Raw genomic sequence first — 24,010 nt, forward strand, 5'->3', positions numbered from 1 at the left:
GTCCGTCAACGACCATGGAAGCGCCCCGCGTGCTGCTGCACACGGGGCGATCGAATTTCAGGCCGCGCCGACGTCGAAATGCAGCCGCTTGGCCGAGTCGATCGATTTGTGCGAGCGCACCTGCGCCAACACGTCTTCCGGGAACGGCGCATCGAGATAGAGCAACGCAATGGCATCGCCGCCCGGCCGGTTGCGGCCGAGCTGGAAATTGGCGATGTTGACGCCGTTCTCGCCGCACACCGTGCCGAGCAGGCCGATGATGCCGGGCGCGTCGGCATTGGTCGTGTAGAGCATGTGCTGACCGACCTCGGCGTCGAGATTGATGCCCTTGATCTGGATGAAGCGCGGCTTGCCGTCCGAAAAACAGGTGCCGGCGATCGAGCGCGTCCTGTGCTCGGTCTTAACAGTTAGCTTGATATAGCCGTCGAACACTCCCGACTTGTCGCGCTTGACCTCGGCGACGATGATGCCGCGCTCCTTCACCATGATCGGCGCCGACACCATGTTGACGTCGGCGACCTGCGGCCGGATCAGCCCGGCAAGAGTAGCGCTGATCAGCGCCCGCGTATTCATCGTCGCGGTCGAGCCATCGAACAGGATCTCGACCTCCTTGATCGGATCCTCGGTGACCTGTCCGACAAAGGCGCCGAGCACTTCGGCGAGCTTGACGAAAGGTTTCAGCCGCGGCGCTTCCTCGGCAGTGATCGACGGCATGTTGATGGCATTGGAGACGGCGCCTTTGATCAGATAGTCCGACATCTGCTCGGCGACCTGCAGCGCGACGTTCTCCTGCGCCTCCATCGTCGAGGCACCGAGATGTGGCGTCGCCACCACATTCTCCATGCCGAACAGCGCGTTGTTCTCCGCCGGTTCGACCTCGAACACGTCAATGCCGGCGCCGGCCACCTTGCCGCTCTTCAAGGCCGCGATCAGGTCGGCCTCGACGATCAGCCCGCCACGCGCGCAGTTGATGATACGCACGCCGGTCTTCATCTTTGCGATCGCCGCGGCGTCGATGATGTTGCGCGTCTTGTCGGTAAGCGGTGTGTGCAGCGTGATGAAGTCGGCACGGGCGAACAGCTCGTCGAGCTCGACCTTTTCGACACCGAGTTCCTCGGCGCGGCTGTCCGACAGGAACGGATCGAAGGCGACGACGTGCATCTTCAGGCCGACGCCGCGCGTAGCGACGATCGAGCCGATATTGCCGCAACCGATGATGCCGAGCGTCTTGCCGGTGATCTCGACGCCCATGAAGCGGTTCTTTTCCCATTTGCCGGCATGGGTCGAGGCGTTGGCCTCCGGTATCTGGCGGGCCAGCGCGAAGATCATGGCGACGGCATGCTCGGCGGTGGTGATCGAATTGCCGAAAGGCGTGTTCATCACGATGATGCCCTTGCGGCTCGCCGCCGGGATGTCGACATTGTCGACGCCGATGCCGGCGCGGCCCACGACCTTCAGCCTGGTCGCGGCGTTGATCAGCTTCTCCGTCACCTTTGTCGCCGAGCGGATGGCCAGCCCATCATACTGGCCGATCACTTCGAGCAGTTTTTCCTTGTCCTTGCCGAGATCCGGCAAATAGTCGACCTCGATGCCGCGATCCCTGAAGATCTGCACGGCGGTGGTGGAAAGTTTGTCTGAGACGAGAACGCGGGGCATTGGCTTGGTCCTTTGCGATTGGCGTCCCTCCCCCTTGAGGGGAGGGTCGGCGCGAAGCGCCGGGGTGGGTCATTGCGGCCGGATGCGGCCAAATCTTTTTTCTTTCTGGATGGCGGATCGGTGAGCGGTTGGAGGCGACCCCACCCGGCCCTTTGGGCCACCCTCTCTTCGAGGGAGAGGGAGTTAGGCGGCTGCCTTCAGCGACGCCTTTTGTGCGGCAAAAGCCCAGTCGAGCCAGGGCAGCAGCGCTTCGAGATCGGAGGTCTCGACTGTCGCGCCGCACCAGATGCGCAGGCCGGGCGGTGCATCGCGGTAGGCGCCGATGTCGTAGGCGACGCCTTCCTTGTCGAGCGCCGAGACGATTGCCTTGGCGAACGCAGCCTGTCCATCGGCGTCGAGTGCAGCGACATCCGGATCGGTGAAGGAAAGGCAGACCGATGTGTTCGAGCGCGTCGCCGGATCGACGGCAAGATGGCCGAGCCAGGAAGATCTTCCGACAAAGCGATCGAGAACAGCGGCGTTGGCATCCGCTCTGGTGACCAGCGCGTCGAGGCCGCCGATCGACTGCGCCCAACGCAGCGCGTCGAGATAGTCCTCGACGCACAGCATTGACGGCGTGTTGATCGTCTCGCCCTTGAAGATGCCTTCGATCAGCTTGCCGCCCGAGGTGAGACGGAAGACCTTCGGCAGCGGCCAGGCCGGCTTGTAGCTTTCCAGCCGTTCGACGGCGCGCGGGCTGAGGATCAGCATACCGTGCGCGCCTTCACCGCCCAAGACCTTCTGCCAGGAGAAGGTGACGACGTCGAGTTTCTGAAAATCGAGCTTTTGCGCAAAGGCCGCCGAAGTGGCGTCGCAGATGGTCAGGCCCTTGCGGGTGGCCGGGATGAAATCGCCGTTCGGCACGCGCACGCCCGACGTCGTGCCGTTCCAGGTGAAGACCACGTCGCGGTCGAAATTTATTTTGGACAGGTCGGGCAGTACGCCGTAGTCAGCCTCTAACCTGCGCACATCGGCGAGCCTCAGCTGCTTGACCACATCGGTGACCCAGCCGGAGCCGAAGCTCTCCCAGGCGACCATGTCGACGCCGCGTTCGCCGAGCAGCGACCACAGCGCCATTTCGACCGCGCCGGTATCCGAGGCCGGCACGATGCCGATGCGGTAATCCGCCGGAACCTGGAGGATTTCCCGCGTCAGCTCGATCGCTTGTTCGAGCTTGGTCTTGCCGATCTTGGCACGGTGCGAGCGCCCGAGCGCGGCATTTTTGAGCGCCTCGACCGACCAGCCGGGACGTTTTGCACAGGGACCTGAGGAAAAATTGGGATTTGCCGGACGGAATCCGGGCTTCGTTTGCGTCGTCATTGTGGTCTATCCTTCCAGATAGTGGCCCCTCGTTGGGGAGGGGTGGCCCAATCCGGGAGATACCGGAAGCCCCGGAAAACCGCAAGCCCCATAAGCATTTGCCATGCAGGTTCTTGCGGCATCGTGCAGAACGGACGTGGAACGCCCGGCAAGAAGTGGCACAAATCTGACACAGGCAGTTCGCCGTCTGTTCGTGCAGCTCCGGCGACGGCGCAAACGAAAACCGCCGCTCAGGCTGGACCCCTGAACGGCGGCGCTTCGGAATACGAAAGCATTGCAGATGCAACATCGGCCTACCACAACGGCGCTTCCGCTGCAACGTGCGCGGCCCGCTGGCTAGCGGAAAACCGTGACAATTGCCCGCGTCCGATTGTGCCCGTGCTCCGGGCGATGTTCAGCCTGTCGGCGCTTGAAGCCGTCCAGGCGATCCGTGAAGCGAACGCGGTGCAGCGATGACTGCGCCCCTGCACGTCAGCGCCGCTCTGGTCAACTCGCGGCTGGTCAAGGCCGGCGCTCCCGATCCGGAGCTGGTCGAGGCCTACATGTCGGGCGCGATCCGCACGAAGGGGGCGAGCCGCGCACCCGGTCCCCTCAATCGCCATTCCCGCCGCCTGACAGCCCGGTTCAATCGCAAGTGGCAACGCTCGCCCGATCGCGCCGCGTCCGTCAAGCGCCGCCGCGTGCTGGGCGGCTCAAGCGGCCTGCCCGACACGATCCGGCATCACTACACCGAGGGCGAGCGCGCCGCCTTGGCCGTCGTCGCAGGCGAGGTGAAGCATCATGGCGTCTGCGATCTGCCCCTTGACCGGATCGCGGCCGTTGCCGGCGTCAGCCGCACGACCGTGCAGAACGCGCTTCGTGAGGCACAGGCGCACGGCCACGTGACGGTCGAGGCGCGACCGCGCAAGAGAGAGAAGAACCTCACCAACCTCGTGCGCGTCCTCTCAAAGGAATGGCTCGCCTGGCTGAAGCGAGGGCCTTCGCTGGCGCGATCTATAGGGTTCAAATCGTTCCACCCCACGAAGAACCAAGATCAAACAACAACCATCTCCGCTGGTCATAGAGCCGAGCACGGGCACGGTAGTGCCAGCGGAAGCGGCGCAAAGGGGCTTGGGAATAGGAAGCGAGCGGGACCGCTGCGGCCACCTTGCCAGCGAGGGCACACCTGATGCCTGGCGACCCGTACTACAAGAGCCGCCATTGGCGTCAACTGCGGGCCGCGCGGCTGAAGCTCGACCGTGACACGTGCGTCGTGCCTGGCTGCGGCAAGCGGGCCACGACGGTCGATCACATCAAGCGACGGCGAGACGGCGGCGCTGACACGATCGCGAACACGCGGTCGCTGTGCCGCGAGCATGACGACGCGGTGAAGGAGCTGCCCGACGGCCGACGACGCAACGGCGGCAAGCTCGTGGTGAAGGGCTGCTTCGCCGACGGATCTCCGCGCGACCCCTCGCACCCCTGGTTTACAGGCGGGCCGAGGGGGGTTCGATCCTCCTAGTTCGGCTGGGGATTGGACCGCTGGGGGCAGTCGCGCACACTTACTTTTGTTTAAGGAAATCAATATCATGGGCAAGCGAGGCATAGGGGCGAAGCCGGTCAAGGCCGTCGCCGATATGAAGAAAACGAGGCGACGTTCCAAGCCGTGGGAGAAGCGCGGCCTTTCCCGAGCCGGCCGCGTGATCGCGTTCATCGAGACGCTGAAAATCACGAGCGGCATGCACGCCGGCAAGCCCTTCCTGCTGCGCCCGTGGCAACGAACGATCGTCGATGCGATCTATGCGACGGACGCCGGCGGCAATCGCATCAAGCGCCAGGTGCTTCTCACGATCCCGCGAAAAAACGGCAAGACGCAGATCGCCGCGGCGCTCGCCTTGTGTCACCTGGTCGGGCCGGAAGCCGAGCAGCGCGGGCAGGTCTATTCGGCAGCGGCCGATCGCAAGCAAGCGGCCCTGATTTTGCGCGAGCTGGTCGCCTTCGTGCGGGCCGACGCCGAGCTGTCCGACCGGATCATCATCCGCGAGCATTCCAAGACCTTGGAGGATGTGATTACCGGCTCGACCTATGAGGCGCTTTCGTCCGACGCAAAGAAGGCGCACGGCCTGAATGTCAGCTTCGCCGTCCTCGACGAGCTCGCCCAGTGGCCGAAGCGCGACCTTTACGACGCTCTGACGACCGGCGGCGCCGCGCGCGCCGAGCCGCTATTCGTTGTGATCTCGACGCAAAGCCACGACAAAAATCACGTGATGTCTGAGCTGGTCCAGTATGGGCAGCGGGTGCTCGACGGCGTGATCGTCGACGAAACATTTTTGCCGGTGATCTTCGCCGCGCCCGACGACGCGGATCCTTGGTCGGAAGAAACCTGGTTCGCCTGCAATCCGGCGCTTGGCGACTTCCGGTCCCTGGACGAAATGCGGTCGGCCGCCGAGCAAGCCAAGGCACTGCCGGCGCGCGAACCGTCGTTCCGGCTGCTCTACCTGAACCAGCCGGTCGACGCGACGGCTCGGTTCCTCAATGCCCGCGACTGGACCGCCTGCAAACATGCCGATGATGAGAGCGACGGCCTTTTCGCCGGCATGGACCGGCTGTCGAAGCAACGCTGCATTCTTGGTCTCGATCTCAGCTCGACCACGGATTTGACCGCCCTCGCCGCATGGTTCCCTGCATCGCAGGATTTGCGGGCATGGTTCTGGATGCCGGCCGACAATCTGGAAGAAGCCGAGCGCCGCGACCACGTTCCATACCGCCTATGGGTGCGGCAGGGCTTCATTGAGGCCACGCCCGGCCGGGCAATCGACAAGACGTTCGTCGTACATCGCATGGCCGAGCTGACGAAGGACTACAACGTCCAGTTCTGCGCCGCCGACCGCTGGCGGCTGGACGAAATCAGGCGGATCATGGCGGAGGAAAGCGTTCGGATCGAGCTCGAGGAGTTCGGGCAGGGCTGGCGCGACATGGGGCCGGCGATCGATGCCGTCGAGACGGCCGTGCTGCGCCGCGAGCTGCGCCATCCCGGGCACCCGGTGCTCGATATGTGCGTGGCGAATGCTGTGACGGTTTCCGACCCGACCGGGGCGCGCAAGCTAGTCAAAGAGCGGAACACCGGCCGAATCGACGGCCTGGTCGCCGCGACTATGGCGATCGGCGCGGCTGTGAAGGTGGCTCCGAAGAAACCGAGCGTCTACCAGGGGCGCGGCCTCATTTCTCTCGTCGCTTCGCGGTAGGATTTTGCGCCAATGCCTGTTCGACCAACCGACGGATAGCTTCCGGGCGCGATGGTACATCGGACTGATTTCTTCGCCACGCATCAAGGTCAGTCAATTGCGCCGGTTGCAACCGCACCATGACAGGTGTTCCGCTCTGGTTCGGTCGCTTTCGCGATTTCGTGATATCACCAATTGTCTCAGCCATGGTTGCATGATATCACCAAATGCGAACCGGACAAGCGCGCGAACGCTTGCCCGGCTCTAACCGAAACCGATCGTAAGGAGATCGATCATGGCTGTTTCCAGCAATAGCACCGCCTTGCCTAATGGCAAGAACCTATCCCGACGCTCAATCCTAGGCGGCCTTGCCATCGCAAGCGTCGGCGGTGTGGCGGCCGTCTCGGCGCAGCGCGATATGACCGCTCACGAGCGCTATGAGCACCATCTTGCCGAACTGAAGAAAGCCGCCGAAGAGATCGACCCTCGGATCTCACATTGGGATGGCTTCAACTTTTTGGGGGACGAAGGCAGCGACGGTTGTGGCATGATGATCTCCGCACATTTCAGGACAGGGCGCTACCAGGGCGACGGCATCTATGAGACCGAACACAGCGGCCCCGTGAAGGTCACGCTTTTAGCTGATCGGCGGGACGGAAAGCGGATGTTCGCCTACAGCTGGCCAAACGGCCGGCATGAAATTCCCGAGGACCGGCTCGAGGCCTTCATTGTGCGGAAGGTTGTCTGACAAACCTGCCTTGAAAGACAGGCTGGTTATCCACAAGCCGGCGCGGGCGGGATTGCTACTCGCTCGAATTTGCGTTAGTCGTATGAACCATGTTCGATATGACACCAGAACGCTTCAAGGCGATGATCCGCGATCGGTCGTTCACTTCCGAGGAGGTGATCGCGTTCACCGGCGTCGACAAGTTCACATTTCGAAACTGGCTGAAGCGCGGCGTCGTGGAGATGGGGGAGAAGCATCGGCTCGGTCGATGGTTGTTTTCCCCGGTCGACATGATCCGCGTTTCGGCGATGGTCGATCTGGTCGAGAACATCGGCATGTCGCCTTCCGCCGCTAGCGGACTTTGCGACGAGGTGGTGAAATTGCTTGACACCTTTGTCGAGGCCTCGATCGCCAATCGTAAGGAAGGGGTGCGCACGTCACCGCTGCTTGCGCCACTCGACCATTACCTCATCGTGGCGATCGTCGCCAAGGATAAGGTCTCCTACCGGCATGCGATCCGCCAAGGGGACCTGATTGTTTTCGGAGACGAGGAAAAACAGGACGCGGGTTTGCTGATGCTACGCGTCACCCACGTTGTGCTCGCAGCCGGCCTGATCATCGACGACATGCTTGAGAAGGTCAAAGCCGCCCTCGACGAGAGGAAGGCGTGATTTCACACAGGAATATATTCCTCTATCTCTGATTGTAGCGTATACACTGTGTGAACTGATTTCCCGCCGTGAGGCGGCACTTCCCAGCGCCGGAATGCCCGGCCCGATGGAACTTTAAACCCCGCTGCGAAGCGGCACTTTCCCAACGATGGAGACTGACATGCCCAAACTTCATGAATTGCAGGAAGCCCGCGCCACGGCCGTCGTGAACATGCGGGCCTTGGCCGACCTGGCCGATACTGAAAAGCGCGATCTCACTGCCGACGAAGAAACCAAGTTCGGCACGTTCAAGACCACGATCGCCGATCTAGACAAGAAAATCGGCCGGGCGCAGACGCTCGCCGATGCCGAGCGGACCGCGCCCGCGATTGTGCACGGCCGTCTCGGCGACGGTGCGTATGAGGAGCGCGCCCGCGACTTCTCCGTCGTCAAGGCGATCCGCGCGTCGTTGCCGCGCGACGTGGGCGGTGGCGGTGTGGACGCAGGCTTTGAGATCGAGATCAGCCAGGAAGTCCAGCGCCGCGCCGCGCGGCCATTCCAAGGCATCGCAGTGCCGGACCAGGTGTTTGAGGTAGAGCGCCGCACCCTGCTTGTAGGGTCGAGCGGAGCCGATCTCGTGCCGAACCCGCATCGCGCCGACTTGTTTATCGACCGTCTGCGCACCGCTCTCGTGATGGGACGGCTCGGGGCTACCGTGCTCGACAACCTTGTCGGCTCGCCGATCGACATTCCCCGCCAGACTGGCAGCTCGACCGCTCAATGGGTCGCGGAAGATGGCTCACTGACCGAAACCGATCTCAGCGCCGACGATGTCAACTTGGCGCCGAAAACCTGCGGCGCTATTACCAGCTATAGCAGGCGCTTGCTACTCAACGCATCGCCGTCGATCGAGCAAATCGTCCGCAACGATCTCATGCAGATTATCGCGGCTGCGATCGACGAGAAAGCCATTGCTGGCGATGGCACCTCCAATACTCCTACTGGCATTCTCAGCACGTCGGGGATTGGTTCGGTCGCGATCGGCACGAATGGCGGCGCGCCGACCTGGCAAAGCGTGCTCGACCTGATTGCCGAACTCGAAACGGACAACGCGGAGGGCCGAGCCTTCCTCACCAATCCGAAGTTCGTCAAGAAGGCGCGTGGCACCGTTAAGGTCGCGAGCACAGACAGCGTGATGATCCAAGAGAGCCCGAACGAGTTGGCCGGCTATCCGCTGGCCTCAACCAACGCGGTTCCCTCCAATCTGACCAAGGGCACCGCCAACGCAGTCTGCTCCGCGCTGATCTTTGGCAACTTCTCCGACTTGCTGATCGGCTACTGGACGGGCATCGACATCCTGCTCAACCCCTATGAAACGACAGCCTACGCAAAAGGCCGCGTGCTCGTGCGGGCGATGCGCGACGTCGACGTGCAGGTGCGCCACGCCGAGAGCTTCGCGGCCATCAAGGACATTACGACAACCTGATCGGAGGCGACCATGACTATCGAACGTCGGGTCGCCATTGAACTGCGGGCCGGGGGAGACAAGAAAACCCCCCGGCTTGTAGGGCACGCGGCCATATTCAATTCCCTGTCGCAAGACCTTGGCGGCTTCACGGAAATCGTGCTGCCCGGCGCCTTCAAGCGCACGCTCACGTCCGACCGAGATCCGCTCGCGCTGGTCCAGCATATGCCGCAGCTCGTGCTTGGCCGGCGCTCGGCCGGCACGCTGCGGCTTCAAGAGGACACGCGCGGCCTCGCGTTCGAGATCGACGTGCCCGACACGACCGCCGCGCGCGACCTGCTGGTCAGTGTCGAGCGCGGCGACGTTCGCGGCGCTTCCTTCGCCTTCTCCGTGCCCAAGGGCGGCGATCGTTGGCAGGTGCGCGGCGACCAGGTGGTGCGCGAGCTGATCGACGTCGACCTGCACGAGGTCACCGTCACGGCGCAGCCGGCCTATCTCGACACGTCCGTCGCCCGTCGCTCCTATGAACTGCAATTCGCCAACGCGCCGCGCCTGCGGGCGCTGCGCCGCTTCCTGGAGACGATCTAATGGAAGCCGCCACGATCCCGGCCGAAAAGCGCTCGACCCCGACCACGTGGGACTTGCTGCGCACCGGCGCCGACTACGGCACCGACGCGGGCGTTCCCGTCTCGCCGCACCTGGCCGAAAACCTGTCCGTGGTGTTCTCATGCGTCCAGGTGATCGCCGAGACTGTCGGCATGCTGCCCTTGCTGGTTTACCGCAAGCTCGGCGACGGCGACCGTTCGCAGGATCCTGCGCACCCTGTGGCGCAAATCTTCGGCGGCGATGCAAACGACCGTCAGACGGCAGGCGAATTCATTGAGATGATGACCGCGCACTGCCTTTTGCGCGGCAACGCCTATGCCGAGATCATCCGGGACGGCCGTGGCGCGCCAGTCGAGCTGATCCCCTACCATCCCGACCATGTGAGCGTCGTCCGCATCCCGCGCACCGGCCGCTACGCTTATGATGTGAGCCTGCCGGAAGGCGGGACCAGGCGCCTGCTGCCCGAAGAAATGTTCCACCTTCGCGACCGATCCGATGATGGCGTCGTCGGCAAGTCCCGCCTGGCGCGCGCCCGCGAGACGTTCGGCTCGGCGATCGCGACCGAACGCTATGCCGCGTCGACCTTCAAAAACGGCGCGTCAATGTCCGGCATTCTCAGCCATCCCGAGGCGATCGGCGAGGAAGCGGCCGAGCGCCTGCAGCGCGACTTCAAACAGACCTATTCCGGCGCCGATCGGGCCGGCGCCGTGGCCGTCCTCGAGGAGGGCTTGAAGTGGCAACAAGTTTCCGTCTCTCCCGATGATGCGCAAATGCTCGAGAGCCGTAAATTCTCGACGACCGCGCTGGCGCGCATCTTTCGCGTCCCGCCGCCTGTCATCGGCGACTTTGAGGGCGGCAACCAGTCATCCATTGTTGAGGTCGGGCGGTGGTTTTATTCCCACACCATCATGCCCTGGCTGACCAGGTGGGAGCGCGCCATAGAGCGCAACCTGTTCAGCTCCGCGACGCGCCGCGCCTTGGAATGTGAATTCGACTGCGATCTGCTCCTACGCGGCGACATGCTGACCCGGTTTCAGGCTTATCGGATCGCACGCGAGATCGGCGTCTACTCGGCCAATGAGTTGCGCCGGTTCGAAAACCAGAACCGCCGCACCGATCCGGCCGGCGATGAATATTTCGCGCCCGCCAATATGCAGCAAGAGCAGACGGGCCGACCCGTCGCCGATCGGGGCGGGGGCAACAATGCCGAAGAATAACGCTAGCCACGTTGGCGTCTTTACCCGGATGTGCTTCGCCGGGGTTTCAGCGCCACAAGGCTGCGGCAAGACGGTGAGTGCCGCGCTCGCTTTTGGCGAACAACCCCGTCGGCCCGTGGCGGGGTTTCATCCTTTACCCGCGCGACGGGCACCCGAAAACCGCGCACTTTCCCGAGGTCCATCATGCTGACCGTCACCACGGCCGCGACCAAATTCAATCTTGTCGACCTGGGCGTGATTCGGGGCGCGATGGGGATTGTCGATCAAAGCGAAGATGAGGCGCTGCAAGGTTTTCTCGATCGCGCGTCTGACGTAATCGCCCGGCACTGTCGCCGGGTGTTCGCGTTGGAGACCGTCGCCGAGCAGCTCCGGCTGGACAGATGCCGCGAAGAATTGATCCTCGCGCGCTATCCGGTCGACGAGATTGTTTCGATCGTCGAGAACGATGCCATCCTGGCCGCGCCCGACTATGAAGCCGACAAGGCCACGGGCCTCGTGACGCGACTATATGGCGACCGGCCGTGCTGGTGGCCTGCCCAAAAAATCGTCGTGACATACAGCGCCGGCTACGATCTTCCGCTGGATGCGCCCGCGGCATTGCAGCAAGCCTGCATCCAGCTCGTGAAAGCCTATTACATGGCGGCTGATCGCGACCCGATGGTTCGCTCGGAAAGCGTCGATGCGATCTCGACTGCCTCCTACTTCGCCGGCCGGGATGAACATCTGCCGCCCGACGTGCTCGCCCTCCTGAAACAATTCCGCAAGCTGAAATGAGGTGATGCCGTGCTCAATCCCGGTCAATTCAACCTTCTCAATCGCGCCATCACGACCGCAATTGCCGGCGAGGCGCAAACCGCCGTCGACAAGCTCGCCGGGATCCTCGCCGCCACGCTGCAATGCGAGTTCGCCTATGGCAGCGGCGGCACGAGCTGCAAGGTCTATGCGCAAGTCTCGCTCGACCAGGGGCTTTCGTGGATCGACGTTGCCTGCTTCGCCTTCACCACGGCGAGCGCGGTCAAAGCCGTGAACCTGTCGGCCGGCACGCCAGTCGCGACGGCCATCACGCCGACCGATGGCGCCCTGCCCGACAATACCGTCGTCGACGGCATTCTCGGCGCTGTGATGCGGGCCAAGATCAGCACGACGGGCACCTACGCCAACACCACGGCCCGACTGAGGCTGGACGCCAAATGAAGAATGCGCACGTTGCCCGGCTGGATCGGCAGCTCCGCCTGCATGGCGAGCCTGTGCAGCTCGCGCGCAAGGTGTCGGGTGTCGTGCGGCATCGCCTGAATTTGACCGGCATCGTCAAGACGTTCGCGGCCGAACAGCTTATCGGCGCCATCACCCAGAACAACTATCTCGTGATCCTATCGCCGACCGAGCTGCGCAAAAAGGCGTTCCCCGGCGCAGTGCCGGCGACGATCGCGAGCGGCACCATTCCGCCCGGCGATGAGAACCTGCCCAGCACGGCCGACGCGATCATCATGCGTGGCGGCGAGAAGGCAATCGGGCAGGTCTCAGCGATCTACGACGGCGACCAGGTGGTGCGGATCGAGATCAAGGTGACGGGATGATGGCAAGGTCCAATTTGCTCCCTGACTACACAACCCCGGAGGAGCTGGCGTCACACCTCGGCATCTCTGAACGATCTTTGCGAGAGATGGCACGTTCGCTAGGCGCTTGCTCGCAATTCGGGAAACGGATGATCTTCACGGCAGACGATGTTCAACAGCTCATGGAAGCGACACGCCCATGCCCCTCAAGCTCTACAAACGGTCAGGCGGATCGATCTGGCACTACAGGGGCACGGTCGCCGGAAGGCGGATACGCGGCTCTACAGAGACTGAGGACAAAACAAGAGCGCAGCGGATCGCGGCCGAAAGAGAAAAGCGGGAGTGGACGCGTCATCTCGATGGACCGGGATCGACGCTGACCTTTGCCGACGCCGCCATCGCCTATCGCCAATCGGGCAAGTCGACGCGCTTCCTCGAACGGATCGAGGACCATTGGAAAGACACGCTCGTCGCCTCGATCACCGACCAGGCCGTAAAGCGAGCTGCAATCAAGCTCTACCCCAATGCCGGGGCGGCCACGCGAAACCGGCAGGTGATCGTGCCGACACAGGCCGTCATCAATCATTGCGCCGACGAAGAATGGTGCCCGCGTCTCCGGGTAAAGCGTTTCAAGGTCGTCTCCAAGATTAAACAGCCCGCGACCCTCGATTGGGTGAACGCCTTCGTGGCCAATTCCTCGGCGCATTTGGGCGCGCTCTGCATGTTCATGTTTGGAACCGGTGCTCGCATCGGCGAGGCGGTTTCCCTGACGTGGGCCGATGTCGATCTTCATGCACGGACGGCGCTGATCAGACAGACCAAGATCGGCGAGGAGCGCCTCGCGCATCTTCCGCCGCAGCTCCTAGCGGCCATCGCAAACATCCCGTCGAACCGGAAGCCCGATGATCCTGTGTTTCAGTATCTGCATCGGGAAAACGTGCGCCAGGTGTGGGACGCGGCCGTGAAGCGCGCCGGCATCGCGAAGCTGTCACCGCATTCGTGCCGGCACGGCTTCGCCACGACCATGCTGCACGCCGGCGTCGACGTGAAGACCGTCGCCAAGATGGGCGGCTGGAAAGACGTGGCCACGTTGGTCAAGACCTATGCCCACGCCATGGGCGACCGGACCGTCACCAACGTCATTTTTGGCACAAATCTGGCACAACCCGAAACCGGGAAGGCCGCAAGCAGTTGAAAGGATTGCATAAAATGGATGTAGACAACGACCCTCGTTGGGGAGGGGTGGCCCACGGACGGCGATATGCGTTCAGGCTTTCGGCGTCAAGGGGAAAGTTTTTGTCGCTGTCGGGATACCGGCTGCCTTTGGCAAAAAAGTGCCACAACGCAAACGGCGGGCCAAAGACCCGCCATTGTTCACGCCTCAGCTTCGATCGAGCCTACCAGAGGTCGTATCGCAGTCCGACTTTGACCGTCTGGTAGTCTATGCCTTTGTGAATGTTGAGGGCGCCGTCGTCATAGGCAACGTATTTGGCATTGGGCACGGAGAAATATTCGTAGCCGAGATCGACCGAGACGTTCTTGGTCACCCGATAGGAAAGGCCGGCGCCGATCGAGTAGGCGAGATTGAATTTGGCTTGCGAGTCGGTAGCGCCCTCGTAGCCCGCCGGATCATCGCAAATGAAGCCCCCGGTCCCGGATGGATTGGCGGGTACTTCCTTACAATCGCGCGCGCCGATGCTCCTGTAGTATTTGTTGTAGGCGAGACCGAGGCCTCCGCCGAGATAGGGCGTGATCCCGACATATGTCCCGAGATCGACATAGCCGTTGGCCATGATGCTGTAGCCCTTGTTGGACGCATTGTTGGACAGATCGCATTTCTGCGAAGCGGGGACGGTTATAATTTCGCCGAGGAGATTCTTGGTGAGCGTTGAACCGTCGCAGGTAGCTGCTACCTTTTGCTGGTCGCCGAACTCGTTGGTTGGTAGGATTCCGGCATTCAGTTCACCGCGAAGGTAATCGTTGAAGTGGTAGCCCATTCCGATGCTGCCCGTGAACAGGCTGCTATCCTGCGTGAAGCTGGTTAGGGGACCGGTTGCAATCTCCTCATGCTCGAACGGGTGGCTGAACGCATAGCCGACATCGCCGCGCAGATACCATCCCGAGCCAACCTCGACCGGTACATAGTCGGGCGCCTGGTCGACATAGACCGGCGGATCGTAGTCGGCGCCAAGCGCCGGCGTCAGCGGCATCAGGACGACTGCTGCAAGCGCCAGTGCTACAGGCGATTTGGATGTCATGGTCCTCGGCTCCCGAACTTGGCGCATTCGCAATCGCGCGCCGTTTCAGAGAGCATTGTTAACCATAGTGGTTAAGTGCGGGTTAAGGATAACAAGGCGTTAGCAATTGATTTGATCCGCTTTCGCTTCTCGAGTTGGGCGGTGTTCCAGAGCGCCGCAGCATCTGTAGGCAGCCAAAACGAAACCGCCCGGCATCAGCCGGGCGGTCGACGAATTCCTGGATTTCAGAAACAACTACTTGGTGTAGACGGGCTCGGGTTCTGGAACATAGGGCTCCGGCGGCGCGCAGTCCGACCTGCCGAACTGGTAGCGCAGGCCGCCACGCACTTCGTGCACGTTGATGCCGTGGTCATAGCCGGGGCCGACATTGGGGAGGGAGGCATAGTCGAACATCTTACCGCCATTGATGTGGCTGAAGCGGTAGCCGACATCGAGTTTGACGCGGTCGGTCAGGCAGTAGGATGCGCCCGCCATGGCAGCATAGGCAAAACGCCAGCCCTTGCCACCGCTATGATCAAATGAACCATCGCTGTCCACGTTGTGCAGTTCATCCCACTTGACCCAGGCACCGCCGATGCCGGCGCCGACATAAGGCGTGATCCCATGCCAGGTGCCGATGTCGACATAGGCGTTGGCCAAGAGCAGCAGCGCCGAATAGGACGAGGTATCGACGGACGTGCAAGGCGTTTGCTGCGGGCCGCAGAAGCCGTTGGTCGAGCCGCGAAATTTGGACTTGCTCATCCAGTCCAAGGTGAGATCGGTACGGAAATGCTCGTCGATCTGGTAACCAACACCGCCGCCGGCCGAGAAGGCGCCGTCCAGCTTGCCTGTATCGAACTTGCCGGGATTCTGGGGCGCTACACCGTAGGTGATGTAGTCGCCACCACGAAACTTCGACCAGTGATAGTCGATGTCGCCACGGATATACCAGCCGCCGAATTCGGCCGGCTGCTCGTAGGCAACCGGTGGTGGCGCCTCCTCGACTACGGGCGGCTCGACGAAATCGGCGGCGAACGCCGGCCCGGCGCCGGCAAACAGCGCGGCCAGGAGGGCCATTCTTGCTGTGTTGAACATGCTTATCACCCCTGAGAACACTCGAACGGCGAACGCGCCCGAAATATGATTGACCTCAGTTGTGGATAATGAATCGGAAAGGTTAAAAGGCGTTTAACCGTATTGATTAACCACGAATCTCTAAAAGTCGAGCAATCGGCCGTTGCTGCAGGCGGAATTGGCGACTCAATAAAAAGCCCGCCGGCAAGGCGGGCTTTGAACCGATGTTGGAGGGAGATCAGGCGGCGCTGCGCGTTTCCGAAATGACCTCGACGATGTCGTTGACGACGGACTCGACAAGTTGTGGGTCGTCGCCTTCCGCCATGACGCGGATGAGCGGCTCCGTGCCGGATGGCCGGATGACCAGGCGCCCGGCCTTGCCGAGGCGATTGCGCGCATCTTCGATCGCTGCCTTGACCGGCGCCTCCTCGAGCGGCTTGCCGCCGGAAATATGCACATTCTTCAACAGCTGCGGCACCGGCTCGAACTTCTTCGACAGTTCGCTCACCGGTCGGTTCTGCCGCTTGATGCAGGCGAGCACCTGCAGCGCCGAGACAAGGCCGTCGCCGGTAGTCGAAAAGTCGGACAGCACGATGTGACCCGACTGTTCGCCGCCGACATTGAGCCCATGGGCACGCATGTGCTCGACGACATAGCGGTCGCCGACCTTGGTGCGATGCAACTGCAGGTTCATGTCGCCGAGGAAGCGTTCGAGGCCGAGATTGGACATTACCGTCGAGACGACACCGCCGCCGGCCAGCCGCCCGCTCTGGTGCCAAGACTCGGCAATCAGCGCCATGATCTGGTCGCCATCGACGATCGCGCCGTTCTCGTCGACGATGACGACGCGGTCGGCATCGCCGTCGAGCGCAATGCCGATATCGGCGCGCACTTCGTGCACCTTCTTTTGCAAGCCGGCCGGATGAGTCGAGCCGCATTCCTTGTTAATGTTGAAGCCGTTCGGCTCGACATTGATGGCGACGACCTCGGCGCCGAGTTCCCACAGCGCGTCGGGCGCCACCTTGTAGGCGGCGCCGTTGGCGCAATCGACGACGATGCGCAGGCCCGACAGCGACATTGAGCGCGGCAACGTGCGCTTGGCGAATTCGATATAGCGGTCATGCACGCCGTCGACGCGTTTGGCGCGGCCGAGCCCATCGGAATCGGCGAGCGCCAATTCGATATCCTTGTCGAGCATCCCCTCGATACGCTCCTCGATCTCATCGGACAGCTTGTAGCCATCGGGGCCGAACAGCTTGATGCCGTTGTCGTAATAGGGGTTGTGCGAGGCAGAAATCATCACCCCGATATCGGCGCGCAGCGAGCGCACCAGCATGGCAACAGCGGGCGTCGGGATAGGGCCGAGCAGGAAGACATCCATGCCGGCGGCGCACAGGCCCGATACCATCGCGTTCTCGATCATGTAGCCGGAAAGCCTGGTATCCTTGCCGAGCACGACGCGGTGGCGGTGGCTGCCGCGCTGGAAGGAGAGGCCGGCGGCCATGCCGACCCGCATGGCGACCTCCGCCGTCATTGGAAACTTATTGGCTCGCCCACGAATGCCGTCCGTACCGAAATAATGTCCTGCCATGTTCGCCAGCTTCCCGATGGTTCTTTCCGAGCATCTCATGCCATAAAATGGCCCAAGCCCCGTCATCACATTGTATGATTATGGACGACCAATCCTTAGAAAATTGTTGTTTTGTGTGTTTTGCGTCACGCTAGTGTGTTGATTTTCAAGTTCCGAGCCCTTGTTGCGGCAGCAGCATCAGAAACGTCAACTCAAACTCATCTGGATCCTTTGGTCTGTGGCAGTGTGGCCTTGAACCCGAGTCCGCATCGTGCGGCTCCAGACAGCGGTAGGCTCAGGTCCTCCGCACCCGCCGATTTGACTGTCCCTCATGTGACGCAGTGGTCTCGCTGGGAACCAGCCATATGCGCGCTTTCCGTGCAATGCACCCGGACGAACTTGGCTGGGAGACGGTCCCGGCAACGAATTCATCACCTTAAAGAAAAGAATGCACTTCTAAATTTGTCTCTACGCTACTTAGCATCTGGCGCAACCAGCCGTTGAGCGCTATTGCTGCACTGGGACATATCATGAACTGCCACAGGGAGAAAACGCATGCTCATCCACCGACTTGCCACTTTGACGGGTCTTGCCGTCGCGACCTTGTTCCTGGCGGCGCCTGCCAATGCGCTGACCATGGCCGAGTGCAGCACCAAGTATAACGCGGCGAAGGATGCGGGAACGCTTGGCGGGCAGAACTGGAACCAGTTCCGCAAGGCGCAATGCGGCACCGATGCCACCGCCGCTACGATCGACACCGCCCCGGCCAAGGCCACTGACACCACCAAGGCAGCCGCCGGCGACGATGCGGCCCCGGGCCTGACGGCGAAGGAGTGCAGCACCAAGTACCAGGCGGCAAAAGCCGCCGGCACGCTGAACGGCATGAAGTGGAACGATTTCCGCAAGACACAGTGCGCCGCCGACGCGACGGCAGCCGCACAACCCGCCGCCACGACCAAGGCTGCGGCAGCCGCCGACGACGCTGCGCCGGGCCTGACGGCCAAGGAATGCAGCACCAAATACCAGGCCGCCAAGGCTGCCGGCACGCTCAACGGCATGAAATGGAACGACTTCCGCAAGAGTGAATGCGCCGCCGGCGCAACTGCAGCGGCACAGCCTGCCGCGGCACCTGCCGAGGCGGCGACAGCCGCCGCGACCGATTCCGGCAAAGGCCTCAGTATGGCGGATTGCAGCGCCAAATATCAGGCTGCCAAGGCCGGCAACACGCTGAACGGCATGAAGTGGAACGACTTCCGCAAGAGCCAATGCGGCGCCGGCGCAGCCGACGACGACACCCTGCCGGCTCCCGATGCCAAGTATACCGGCGATCCGCAGCCGCCGACCATCACCGCCCCCCAGGGCGTGAAATTCCCGACGGCGATCTCCAAGAAGTATGCAACCGAGACCCCGGCCAAGGGCCGCATGCACACCTGCCTCGACCTCTATTACGCCAACAAGGACGCCAACACGCTGGGCGGCCTCAGGTGGATCCAGAAGGGCGGCGGCTTCTACAGCCTCTGCAACGCCAAGCTGAAGAGCTGACCGGCGCCATCATCCGACGATAGGAGCCCGCGAGCCGCAAGGTTCGCGGGCTTTTTTGTTATTACCGAACAAGTGAGAGGGCCTTCCGAGGTTGGACCAACTGTCAGGTCGCGTTCCTTCGCTGTCCGCCGCCGGAAGCAAGACCCGCCTCGGAGGGCGGGTCGTCGGCGCCGTTGAGCCCTTGGCGCCGGAAAGGCAGGCAATTTGCCCAGGTAGGCGCCGAGTCTCCCTCCCCTTTTTGGGGGTTAGGGATCATCGTAGGGCGAAAGCCTCGGCTTTCCACCTGCGACAGCCCTGCACAAGTGGGGAGATCGGCAGCTTTAGCGCCTCGCGAACATCAAAAGGAAACGCCGCGGTTAGAGCCCACGGCGTTTCGAAGTCGATCTGTCCTGATCCCTAGCTTGACGGCTGGGGTTCCATGCCGCCTTCGGGCTCGGGGCCCTTCTTGCGGCGGCCGGACTTTGGTACGGCCGAGCCGCGGCTCGGCGGCGTGTCGTCGCCGAGGTCGCGTGCGGGCTTATTGCCGGCGATCAGCTGCTTGATCTCCTCGCCCGACAGCGTCTCGTATTCGAGCAGGCCTTGCGCCAGCGCGATCCATTCCTTCTTCTTCTTGGTCAGGATTGACCTTGCCGTCGAATAGGCCTCGTCGATCAGCCGGCGCACTTCGGCGTCGATGATCTGCGCCGTCTCTTCCGAGATGTTCTGCGTGCGCGCCACCGAATGGCCGAGGAACACCTCCTCCTGGTTGTCGCCATAGGCGACATGGCCGAGCTTGTCGGAGAAGCCCCAGCGCGTCACCATGGCGCGCGCCAGCTTGGTCGCCTGCTCGATATCGGAGGAGGCGCCCGATGTGATGTTCTCCTTGCCGAACTTGAACTCCTCGGCGACACGGCCGCCCATCATGATGGCGAGCCGCGAGATCATGTATTTGTAGCTCATCGAATAGCGGTCGCCTTCCGGCAGCTGCATGACCATGCCGAGTGCCCGGCCGCGCGGAATGATGGTCGCCTTGTGCAGCGGATCGGCGGACGGCACGTTGAGCGCCAGAATGGCGTGGCCGGCCTCGTGATAGGCGGTCAGCTCCTTCTCGGCCTGCGTCATCGCCGACGAGCGGCGCTCGGCGCCCATCATGATCTTGTCCTTGGCGTCCTCGAATTCGGCCATGGTGACGAGGCGCTTGTTGCGCCGTGCCGCCATCAGGGCGGACTCGTTGACCAGGTTCATCAGGTCGGCGCCGGAAAAGCCCGGCGTGCCGCGCGCGATCACCTTGAGGTCGACATTGGGCGCCAGCGGCACGTTGCGCACATGCACCTTCAGGATCTTCTCGCGGCCGACGATGTCGGGATTCGGCACCACCACCTGGCGATCGAAGCGGCCCGGCCTGAGCAGCGCCGGATCGAGCACGTCGGGCCGGTTGGTGGCGGCGATCAGGATGATGCTTTCGTTGGATTCGAAGCCATCCATCTCGACCAGCAGCTGGTTCAGCGTCTGCTCACGTTCGTCATTGCCGCCGCCGAGGCCGGCACCGCGATGGCGGCCGACCGCGTCGATTTCGTCGATGAAGATGATGCAGGGCGCATTCTTCTTGGCCTGGTCGAACATGTCGCGGACGCGGCTTGCGCCGACGCCGACGAACATCTCGACAAAGTCCGAGCCCGAAATGGTGAAGAACGGCACGTTGGCTTCACCGGCGACCGAGCGGGCGAGCAGCGTCTTGCCGGTTCCGGGAGGACCGACGAGCAGCACGCCGCGCGGAATCTTGCCGCCAAGCCGCTGGAATTTCTGCGGGTCGCGCAGGAACTCGACGATCTCTTCCAGATCCTGCTTGGCTTCGTCGACGCCGGCGACGTCCTGGAAGGTGACGCGGCCATGCGCTTCGGTCAAAAGCTTGGCCTTCGATTTACCGAAGCCCATGGCACGGCCGGAACCGGACTGCATCTGGCGCATGAAGAATATCCAGACGCCGAGGATGAGGATCATCGGCAGCCAGGAGATCAGGGTGCCGAACAGCGAATTGGAGCCGTCGGATTCAGGACGCGCATTGATGGTGACGTTCTTGTCCTGCAGACGCGAAACCAGTGACGGGTCCCCAGGCGAATAGGTCTGGAAGCCGTTGGAACTGTCCGTGTAATTGCCGGAGATACGGGCGCCGGCGATGGTCACCGACTTGATCCGTCCCGCCGCGACTTCCTGCAGGAACTGCGAATAGGGGACATCGCTTGAGGCCCCACGCGTCTGCGGCGTCTGGAAAAGATTGAAGAGAGCGATGAGCAGGACCGCTATGATCGCCCAGAGCGCGAGATTGCGATAATTCGGATTCATCAATTGTCCCGTTGGCGCCGCTGGGCGGACACACGTCGTGAGAGGAAACTTGGCCCTAACATAGGGAGAGCGTCTCCCCTTGCCAAGCATAACAGCAGGTCTCGGTTAAGCTTTCGCCCGTGGTAGGCCGGCACTGTGGCCGCCGAATGGCGAGGCTGGAACCGGCGCCGCGCCAAGCAAGGCGGCGACGGCATCGGCCGGCGCCAGATCGAAGGACGGCAGGAAACGGGCGAAGGGCGCGACTGCCGGATATGCGGCGACAGCCGCCGGCATCGAGCCTTCCCCGGGCGAACCCGGGCCTTCCCCAGGCAGACCAAGGCATTCGCCATCCCGCCATAGCGCCGGCTCGGCGGCCAGAGCTGCGCGTATAAGGCTTGCCGGCGTGCCATGTCCGGCAATTGCCCGCTTTGCGGCAAGAGCCGCCCCGAGCGGTGCTACCAACAGCGGCGCGATCAACAATGCACCTGAACTGTCGCCCAATGTGATCCGTCTGCGGCCGTCCCAAAGGGCATTGTCGGAAACCTCGACAGCGGGCGGCAGATCGCGCAATTCGCGATGCAAAAAGATACCGGTACGCCGGGCATCGATTACGGTCCGCGACAATGTGGCACAAAGCGCCCCGGTGCGGAGCCGGCCGAAAAGGGCTCCGCTGCGGGCCTGGTCGGGAAGGAAGGCTGTGCCGCCGGTCGCCGCCAGCAGAATGCGCAGCGCATAAATAGCCGCCCCGCTGTCGCTTTCAGTCGCAAAATCCCGGTCGACGCGGACGAGGCCGGCGGCTGGCCTGGAGGCCAAGCTGCGGATCAGCATGGCCGCGCGGCGTCCCAATTGCTCACGCTCGGCCGCCACCTTTCTGGCCAGCGCTATCGCTTCAGCCACACGAGGCGCACCATCGCCTTCGGCAAGTGCTGCGCGGACGCGCGGCCGCTCGAAAGCGGTGTCGGCATTGGTCGGATCTTCGATCCAGGCAACCTGTTCACGCCGCAGGAATTCGCGCAGTGCCTCACGCCTTACGCCGAGCAGTGGCCGCACGATCCAGTGCCGCCAGTCGTAGAGGGTTGCCGGCGCCATCCCGGCAAGACCCCGCCCTTCCTCGCGCCGCCCGTCGTCGCTTTGCCCTCCATCACTTGGCCGCTTGTCACTTGGCCGCTCGTCACGTGCCCACTCGTCACGTGCCCACTCGTCCCGCGCCCGCTCGTCCCGCGCTTGCCGCATCAGCACGGTCTCGGCCTGGTCGTCGGCGGTGTGGCCAGTCAGGATCAGGCCGATGCCTGCCGCTTCGGCGGCCTCGGCGAGCAGCCGGTATCGGGCTTCGCGCGCGGCGGCGGGCAGGCCGGTCGATGGTTTGCGCCCCGACCAGGCGAGGACGCGATGGGCAATACCGCGCGCCGCGCACAGCCTGGCCACGGCTTGCGCTTCCGCTGCCGCTTGCGGCCGCAATCGATGATCGATCGTTACCGCCAGCAATTTCGTTGCCGGGGCGTTACGGTCGAGATGGGCTTTGAGGAGGAGGAGAAGGGCGGTCGAGTCGCTGCCGCCGGATACGGCCGCAACAGCGCCGTTGGAAAAGTCGATCCGCGAAAAATCCGAAAGGTCAGGCTCGGTGTCGAGCGTCATGCATGTCGCCCAAGCGTGGGCCCGGTTTTGCGGCAACGACACGCAACGGAAAAACTAGCACGCCGCGAGTGCCCTTTCCTGCTTGACCCGCTCCTTGAGCGCGCCGGAAATATCAGGGTAGCGCTTGCCGATCTCGCTGAAAGTGGCACAGGCCACGTCGCGCTGTTTCAGCCCGACCAGTGAAACGCCGAGCTTCAGCAGCATGTCGGGCGCCTTCTTGGCCTTCGGATAGTCCTTGCTGGCAGCGAGGAAAATCTCGGCCGCATCGCGGTATTTCTGCTGGCCGAGCAGCGATTCACCAAGCCAGTAATGCGCATCCGCCGCTTTGGCGTCCCGGGGAAAACGGGCGATGTGATCGCGGAAACCCTGTTCGGCGGTGCTGTAGTCGCCCGACAGGATGAACTGGTAAGAGTTGCGGTAAAGCTCCTCCGGGTCGTTGGTCGATGGGAGTGCCGCGACCACCGTGTCGTCGGATTTACCGGCCTTGTTGCCAGCCGCGCTGGCGCCGTTGGCTGGGGCCGTATTCTGCGACGGCGCGTTCGCCTGCGCATTGCCATCGGCTTCGACGACATTGCCGTTTTTGTCGACGGTGATGGTGCCGAACGTCTTGGGCGGCGCGCCAGGGATCAGCTTGCCGGGATCGCCGTTGGGCGATTCGATGATGACGTCCTCGACGCTTTTGCCGCCGTCTGCTGCCTTGCCCGCGTCGGCCGGAGCCTGCGTTGCCGGCGCCTCCGCCATGTTACCGTCGCCGTTGGGGCTGTCGCTGCTAGGCGCGGCCTCGGACTTCTTCTGCCCGGCCGGCTGCTGCGCGCCTTGCGGACCGCCTTCCAACTGCTGGAAACGGAATTCGTTGTCTTCCTGCTGCTTGCGGATCTGCTCCTGCATCTGCAGGACCTGGAAATTGAGTTCCTCGATCTTGCCGTTCATCTGCCGGAGCTGTTCCTCCAGCGCCGGAGTGCCGGTGCCATCCTGTTGCGCGAATTGAACCTGATCCGGCTTTTTCCTTTCGCCGAAAATGCCGGGCAGTTTGATCGTCGGCAGATGGAAGGAAAAACCGCTTTGCGATGACTGCTCGGTGCCGTTTGCCCCGATACCGTCAGCAAGTGCCGCGATACTTGATACGAGCAGCAGCGCAAGCGTGCCGCTCAAGACCGATCTGAAATGCATGTGCCTCTCGCCGTGAAACCATTGTTGCGCGCCTCTCACTCG

22 protein-coding genes are annotated in these 24,010 nt (G+C 62.8%); 14 read left to right on the forward strand and 8 right to left on the reverse strand.

The genetic code is table 11. The features are described from left to right. Nucleotides 1–57 precede the first annotated feature (57 nt). Both serA and NKH17_RS06770 read right to left on the reverse strand, forming a co-directional pair. Nucleotides 58–1,656, reverse strand: coding sequence for a phosphoglycerate dehydrogenase (serA, locus tag NKH17_RS06765; RefSeq protein ID WP_352476115.1), 1,599 nt, complete (start codon nucleotides 1,654–1,656; stop codon nucleotides 58–60). Between the two features lie 183 nt (nucleotides 1,657–1,839). Continuing rightward, nucleotides 1,840–3,015, reverse strand: coding sequence for a phosphoserine transaminase (locus NKH17_RS06770; protein WP_352898136.1), 1,176 nt, complete (start codon nucleotides 3,013–3,015; stop codon nucleotides 1,840–1,842). A gap of 123 nt (nucleotides 3,016–3,138) precedes the next feature. Here NKH17_RS06770 and NKH17_RS33395 point away from each other — a divergent pair, with 123 nt between their 5' ends. From NKH17_RS33395 to NKH17_RS06835, 13 genes are all read left to right on the forward strand, one after another. Further along, nucleotides 3,139–3,471: a hypothetical protein gene (locus NKH17_RS33395; RefSeq protein ID WP_502910578.1), complete on the forward strand. Its 333-nt coding sequence runs from the start codon at nucleotides 3,139–3,141 to the stop codon at nucleotides 3,469–3,471. Next, entirely contained in the window at nucleotides 3,468–4,184 is a 717-nt protein-coding gene (locus NKH17_RS06780) for a hypothetical protein (protein WP_352970388.1), read from the forward strand. Before NKH17_RS33395 ends, NKH17_RS06780 begins: the two co-directional genes overlap by 4 nt. Next, complete coding sequence (locus NKH17_RS06785) at nucleotides 4,184–4,516, forward strand: HNH endonuclease (protein WP_352970391.1); 333 nt, start codon at nucleotides 4,184–4,186, stop codon at nucleotides 4,514–4,516. Before NKH17_RS06780 ends, NKH17_RS06785 begins: the two co-directional genes overlap by 1 nt. Before the next feature lie 67 nt (nucleotides 4,517–4,583). Continuing rightward, nucleotides 4,584–6,239: a terminase large subunit gene (locus tag NKH17_RS06790; protein ID WP_352970393.1), complete on the forward strand. Its 1,656-nt coding sequence runs from the start codon at nucleotides 4,584–4,586 to the stop codon at nucleotides 6,237–6,239. Between the two features lie 274 nt (nucleotides 6,240–6,513). Next, the gene (locus NKH17_RS06795) at nucleotides 6,514–6,966 is read left to right on the forward strand and encodes a hypothetical protein (protein WP_352970396.1); all 453 of its coding nucleotides are present in this window, start codon (nucleotides 6,514–6,516) and stop codon (nucleotides 6,964–6,966) included. A 98-nt stretch (nucleotides 6,967–7,064) separates the two neighbouring features. Continuing rightward, nucleotides 7,065–7,616: a MerR family transcriptional regulator gene (locus NKH17_RS06800; RefSeq protein WP_352970399.1), complete on the forward strand. Its 552-nt coding sequence runs from the start codon at nucleotides 7,065–7,067 to the stop codon at nucleotides 7,614–7,616. 160 nt (nucleotides 7,617–7,776) lie between these two features. Then, nucleotides 7,777–9,081: a phage major capsid protein gene (locus NKH17_RS06805; RefSeq protein WP_352970401.1), complete on the forward strand. Its 1,305-nt coding sequence runs from the start codon at nucleotides 7,777–7,779 to the stop codon at nucleotides 9,079–9,081. A 12-nt stretch (nucleotides 9,082–9,093) separates the two neighbouring features. Next, on the forward strand, nucleotides 9,094–9,648 hold the full coding sequence (locus NKH17_RS06810; protein ID WP_352970404.1) for an HK97 family phage prohead protease: 555 nt from the start codon (nucleotides 9,094–9,096) through the stop codon (nucleotides 9,646–9,648). After that, on the forward strand, nucleotides 9,648–10,883 hold the full coding sequence (locus NKH17_RS06815; protein WP_352970407.1) for a phage portal protein: 1,236 nt from the start codon (nucleotides 9,648–9,650) through the stop codon (nucleotides 10,881–10,883). The genes NKH17_RS06810 and NKH17_RS06815 overlap by 1 nt, the downstream gene beginning before the upstream one ends. A gap of 183 nt (nucleotides 10,884–11,066) precedes the next feature. Continuing rightward, nucleotides 11,067–11,657, forward strand: a complete 591-nt coding sequence (locus NKH17_RS06820; RefSeq protein ID WP_352970410.1) for a head-tail connector protein — start codon at nucleotides 11,067–11,069, stop codon at nucleotides 11,655–11,657. A 9-nt stretch (nucleotides 11,658–11,666) separates the two neighbouring features. Further along, complete coding sequence (locus NKH17_RS06825) at nucleotides 11,667–12,077, forward strand: hypothetical protein (protein ID WP_352970413.1); 411 nt, start codon at nucleotides 11,667–11,669, stop codon at nucleotides 12,075–12,077. Then, the gene (locus NKH17_RS06830) at nucleotides 12,074–12,460 is read left to right on the forward strand and encodes a hypothetical protein (protein WP_352970416.1); all 387 of its coding nucleotides are present in this window, start codon (nucleotides 12,074–12,076) and stop codon (nucleotides 12,458–12,460) included. Before NKH17_RS06825 ends, NKH17_RS06830 begins: the two co-directional genes overlap by 4 nt. Before the next feature lie 178 nt (nucleotides 12,461–12,638). After that, entirely contained in the window at nucleotides 12,639–13,634 is a 996-nt protein-coding gene (locus tag NKH17_RS06835) for a tyrosine-type recombinase/integrase (RefSeq protein WP_352970419.1), read from the forward strand. Nucleotides 13,635–13,836: 202 nt separating this feature from the next. On the opposite strand, the gene NKH17_RS06840 is transcribed toward NKH17_RS06835, so the two are convergent. From NKH17_RS06840 to glmM, 3 genes are all read right to left on the reverse strand, one after another. Continuing rightward, entirely contained in the window at nucleotides 13,837–14,697 is an 861-nt protein-coding gene (locus tag NKH17_RS06840) for an outer membrane protein (protein ID WP_352898133.1), read from the reverse strand. A 234-nt stretch (nucleotides 14,698–14,931) separates the two neighbouring features. Then, complete coding sequence (locus tag NKH17_RS06845) at nucleotides 14,932–15,771, reverse strand: outer membrane protein (protein WP_352898130.1); 840 nt, start codon at nucleotides 15,769–15,771, stop codon at nucleotides 14,932–14,934. 217 nt (nucleotides 15,772–15,988) lie between these two features. Continuing rightward, nucleotides 15,989–17,341, reverse strand: a complete 1,353-nt coding sequence (gene glmM / locus NKH17_RS06850; RefSeq protein ID WP_292664754.1) for a phosphoglucosamine mutase — start codon at nucleotides 17,339–17,341, stop codon at nucleotides 15,989–15,991. A gap of 534 nt (nucleotides 17,342–17,875) precedes the next feature. Here glmM and NKH17_RS06855 point away from each other — a divergent pair. After that, a complete protein-coding gene (locus NKH17_RS06855; RefSeq protein ID WP_352898127.1) occupies nucleotides 17,876–18,862 on the forward strand; it encodes a hypothetical protein in 987 nt (328 codons plus the stop codon). A gap of 396 nt (nucleotides 18,863–19,258) precedes the next feature. On the opposite strand, the gene ftsH is transcribed toward NKH17_RS06855, so the two are convergent. The 3 genes from ftsH to ybgF all read right to left on the reverse strand — a co-directional run bounded on the left by ftsH (nucleotide 19,259) and on the right by ybgF (nucleotide 23,968). Then, the gene (ftsH, locus tag NKH17_RS06860; protein WP_352476109.1) at nucleotides 19,259–21,184 is read right to left on the reverse strand and encodes an ATP-dependent zinc metalloprotease FtsH; all 1,926 of its coding nucleotides are present in this window, start codon (nucleotides 21,182–21,184) and stop codon (nucleotides 19,259–19,261) included. A 105-nt stretch (nucleotides 21,185–21,289) separates the two neighbouring features. After that, nucleotides 21,290–22,798, reverse strand: a complete 1,509-nt coding sequence (gene tilS / locus NKH17_RS06865; protein WP_352898124.1) for a tRNA lysidine(34) synthetase TilS — start codon at nucleotides 22,796–22,798, stop codon at nucleotides 21,290–21,292. A 54-nt stretch (nucleotides 22,799–22,852) separates the two neighbouring features. Next, nucleotides 22,853–23,968, reverse strand: coding sequence for a tol-pal system protein YbgF (gene ybgF / locus NKH17_RS06870; protein WP_352476107.1), 1,116 nt, complete (start codon nucleotides 23,966–23,968; stop codon nucleotides 22,853–22,855). Between the last annotated feature and the right edge of the window lie 42 nt (nucleotides 23,969–24,010).

This window comes from Mesorhizobium sp. M1334, from assembly GCF_040317995.1.
In the GTDB taxonomy this organism is placed as follows: domain Bacteria; phylum Pseudomonadota; class Alphaproteobacteria; order Rhizobiales; family Rhizobiaceae; genus Mesorhizobium.

Excerpts from the sequence above, each read along its gene's own strand:
- ftsH (WP_352476109.1), bottom strand. The coding sequence starts at position 21,184 with ATGAATCCGAATTATCGCAATCTCGCGCTCTGGGCGATCATAGCGGTC.
- NKH17_RS06820 (WP_352970410.1), top strand. The coding sequence starts at position 11,067 with ATGCTGACCGTCACCACGGCCGCGACCAAATTCAATCTTGTCGACCTG.
- tilS (WP_352898124.1), bottom strand. The coding sequence starts at position 22,798 with ATGACGCTCGACACCGAGCCTGACCTTTCGGATTTTTCGCGGATCGAC.
- ybgF (WP_352476107.1), bottom strand. The coding sequence starts at position 23,968 with ATGCATTTCAGATCGGTCTTGAGCGGCACGCTTGCGCTGCTGCTCGTA.
- NKH17_RS06810 (WP_352970404.1), top strand. The coding sequence starts at position 9,094 with ATGACTATCGAACGTCGGGTCGCCATTGAACTGCGGGCCGGGGGAGAC.
- NKH17_RS06840 (WP_352898133.1), bottom strand. The coding sequence starts at position 14,697 with ATGACATCCAAATCGCCTGTAGCACTGGCGCTTGCAGCAGTCGTCCTG.
- NKH17_RS06770 (WP_352898136.1), bottom strand. The coding sequence starts at position 3,015 with ATGACGACGCAAACGAAGCCCGGATTCCGTCCGGCAAATCCCAATTTT.
- NKH17_RS06815 (WP_352970407.1), top strand. The coding sequence starts at position 9,648 with ATGGAAGCCGCCACGATCCCGGCCGAAAAGCGCTCGACCCCGACCACG.
- serA (WP_352476115.1), bottom strand. The coding sequence starts at position 1,656 with ATGCCCCGCGTTCTCGTCTCAGACAAACTTTCCACCACCGCCGTGCAG.
- NKH17_RS06835 (WP_352970419.1), top strand. The coding sequence starts at position 12,639 with ATGCCCCTCAAGCTCTACAAACGGTCAGGCGGATCGATCTGGCACTAC.
- NKH17_RS06845 (WP_352898130.1), bottom strand. The coding sequence starts at position 15,771 with ATGTTCAACACAGCAAGAATGGCCCTCCTGGCCGCGCTGTTTGCCGGC.
- NKH17_RS06795 (WP_352970396.1), top strand. The coding sequence starts at position 6,514 with ATGGCTGTTTCCAGCAATAGCACCGCCTTGCCTAATGGCAAGAACCTA.
- NKH17_RS06785 (WP_352970391.1), top strand. The coding sequence starts at position 4,184 with ATGCCTGGCGACCCGTACTACAAGAGCCGCCATTGGCGTCAACTGCGG.
- NKH17_RS06800 (WP_352970399.1), top strand. The coding sequence starts at position 7,065 with ATGACACCAGAACGCTTCAAGGCGATGATCCGCGATCGGTCGTTCACT.
- NKH17_RS06790 (WP_352970393.1), top strand. The coding sequence starts at position 4,584 with ATGGGCAAGCGAGGCATAGGGGCGAAGCCGGTCAAGGCCGTCGCCGAT.
- NKH17_RS06780 (WP_352970388.1), top strand. The coding sequence starts at position 3,468 with ATGACTGCGCCCCTGCACGTCAGCGCCGCTCTGGTCAACTCGCGGCTG.
- glmM (WP_292664754.1), bottom strand. The coding sequence starts at position 17,341 with ATGGCAGGACATTATTTCGGTACGGACGGCATTCGTGGGCGAGCCAAT.
- NKH17_RS06805 (WP_352970401.1), top strand. The coding sequence starts at position 7,777 with ATGCCCAAACTTCATGAATTGCAGGAAGCCCGCGCCACGGCCGTCGTG.
- NKH17_RS06830 (WP_352970416.1), top strand. The coding sequence starts at position 12,074 with ATGAAGAATGCGCACGTTGCCCGGCTGGATCGGCAGCTCCGCCTGCAT.
- NKH17_RS06855 (WP_352898127.1), top strand. The coding sequence starts at position 17,876 with ATGCTCATCCACCGACTTGCCACTTTGACGGGTCTTGCCGTCGCGACC.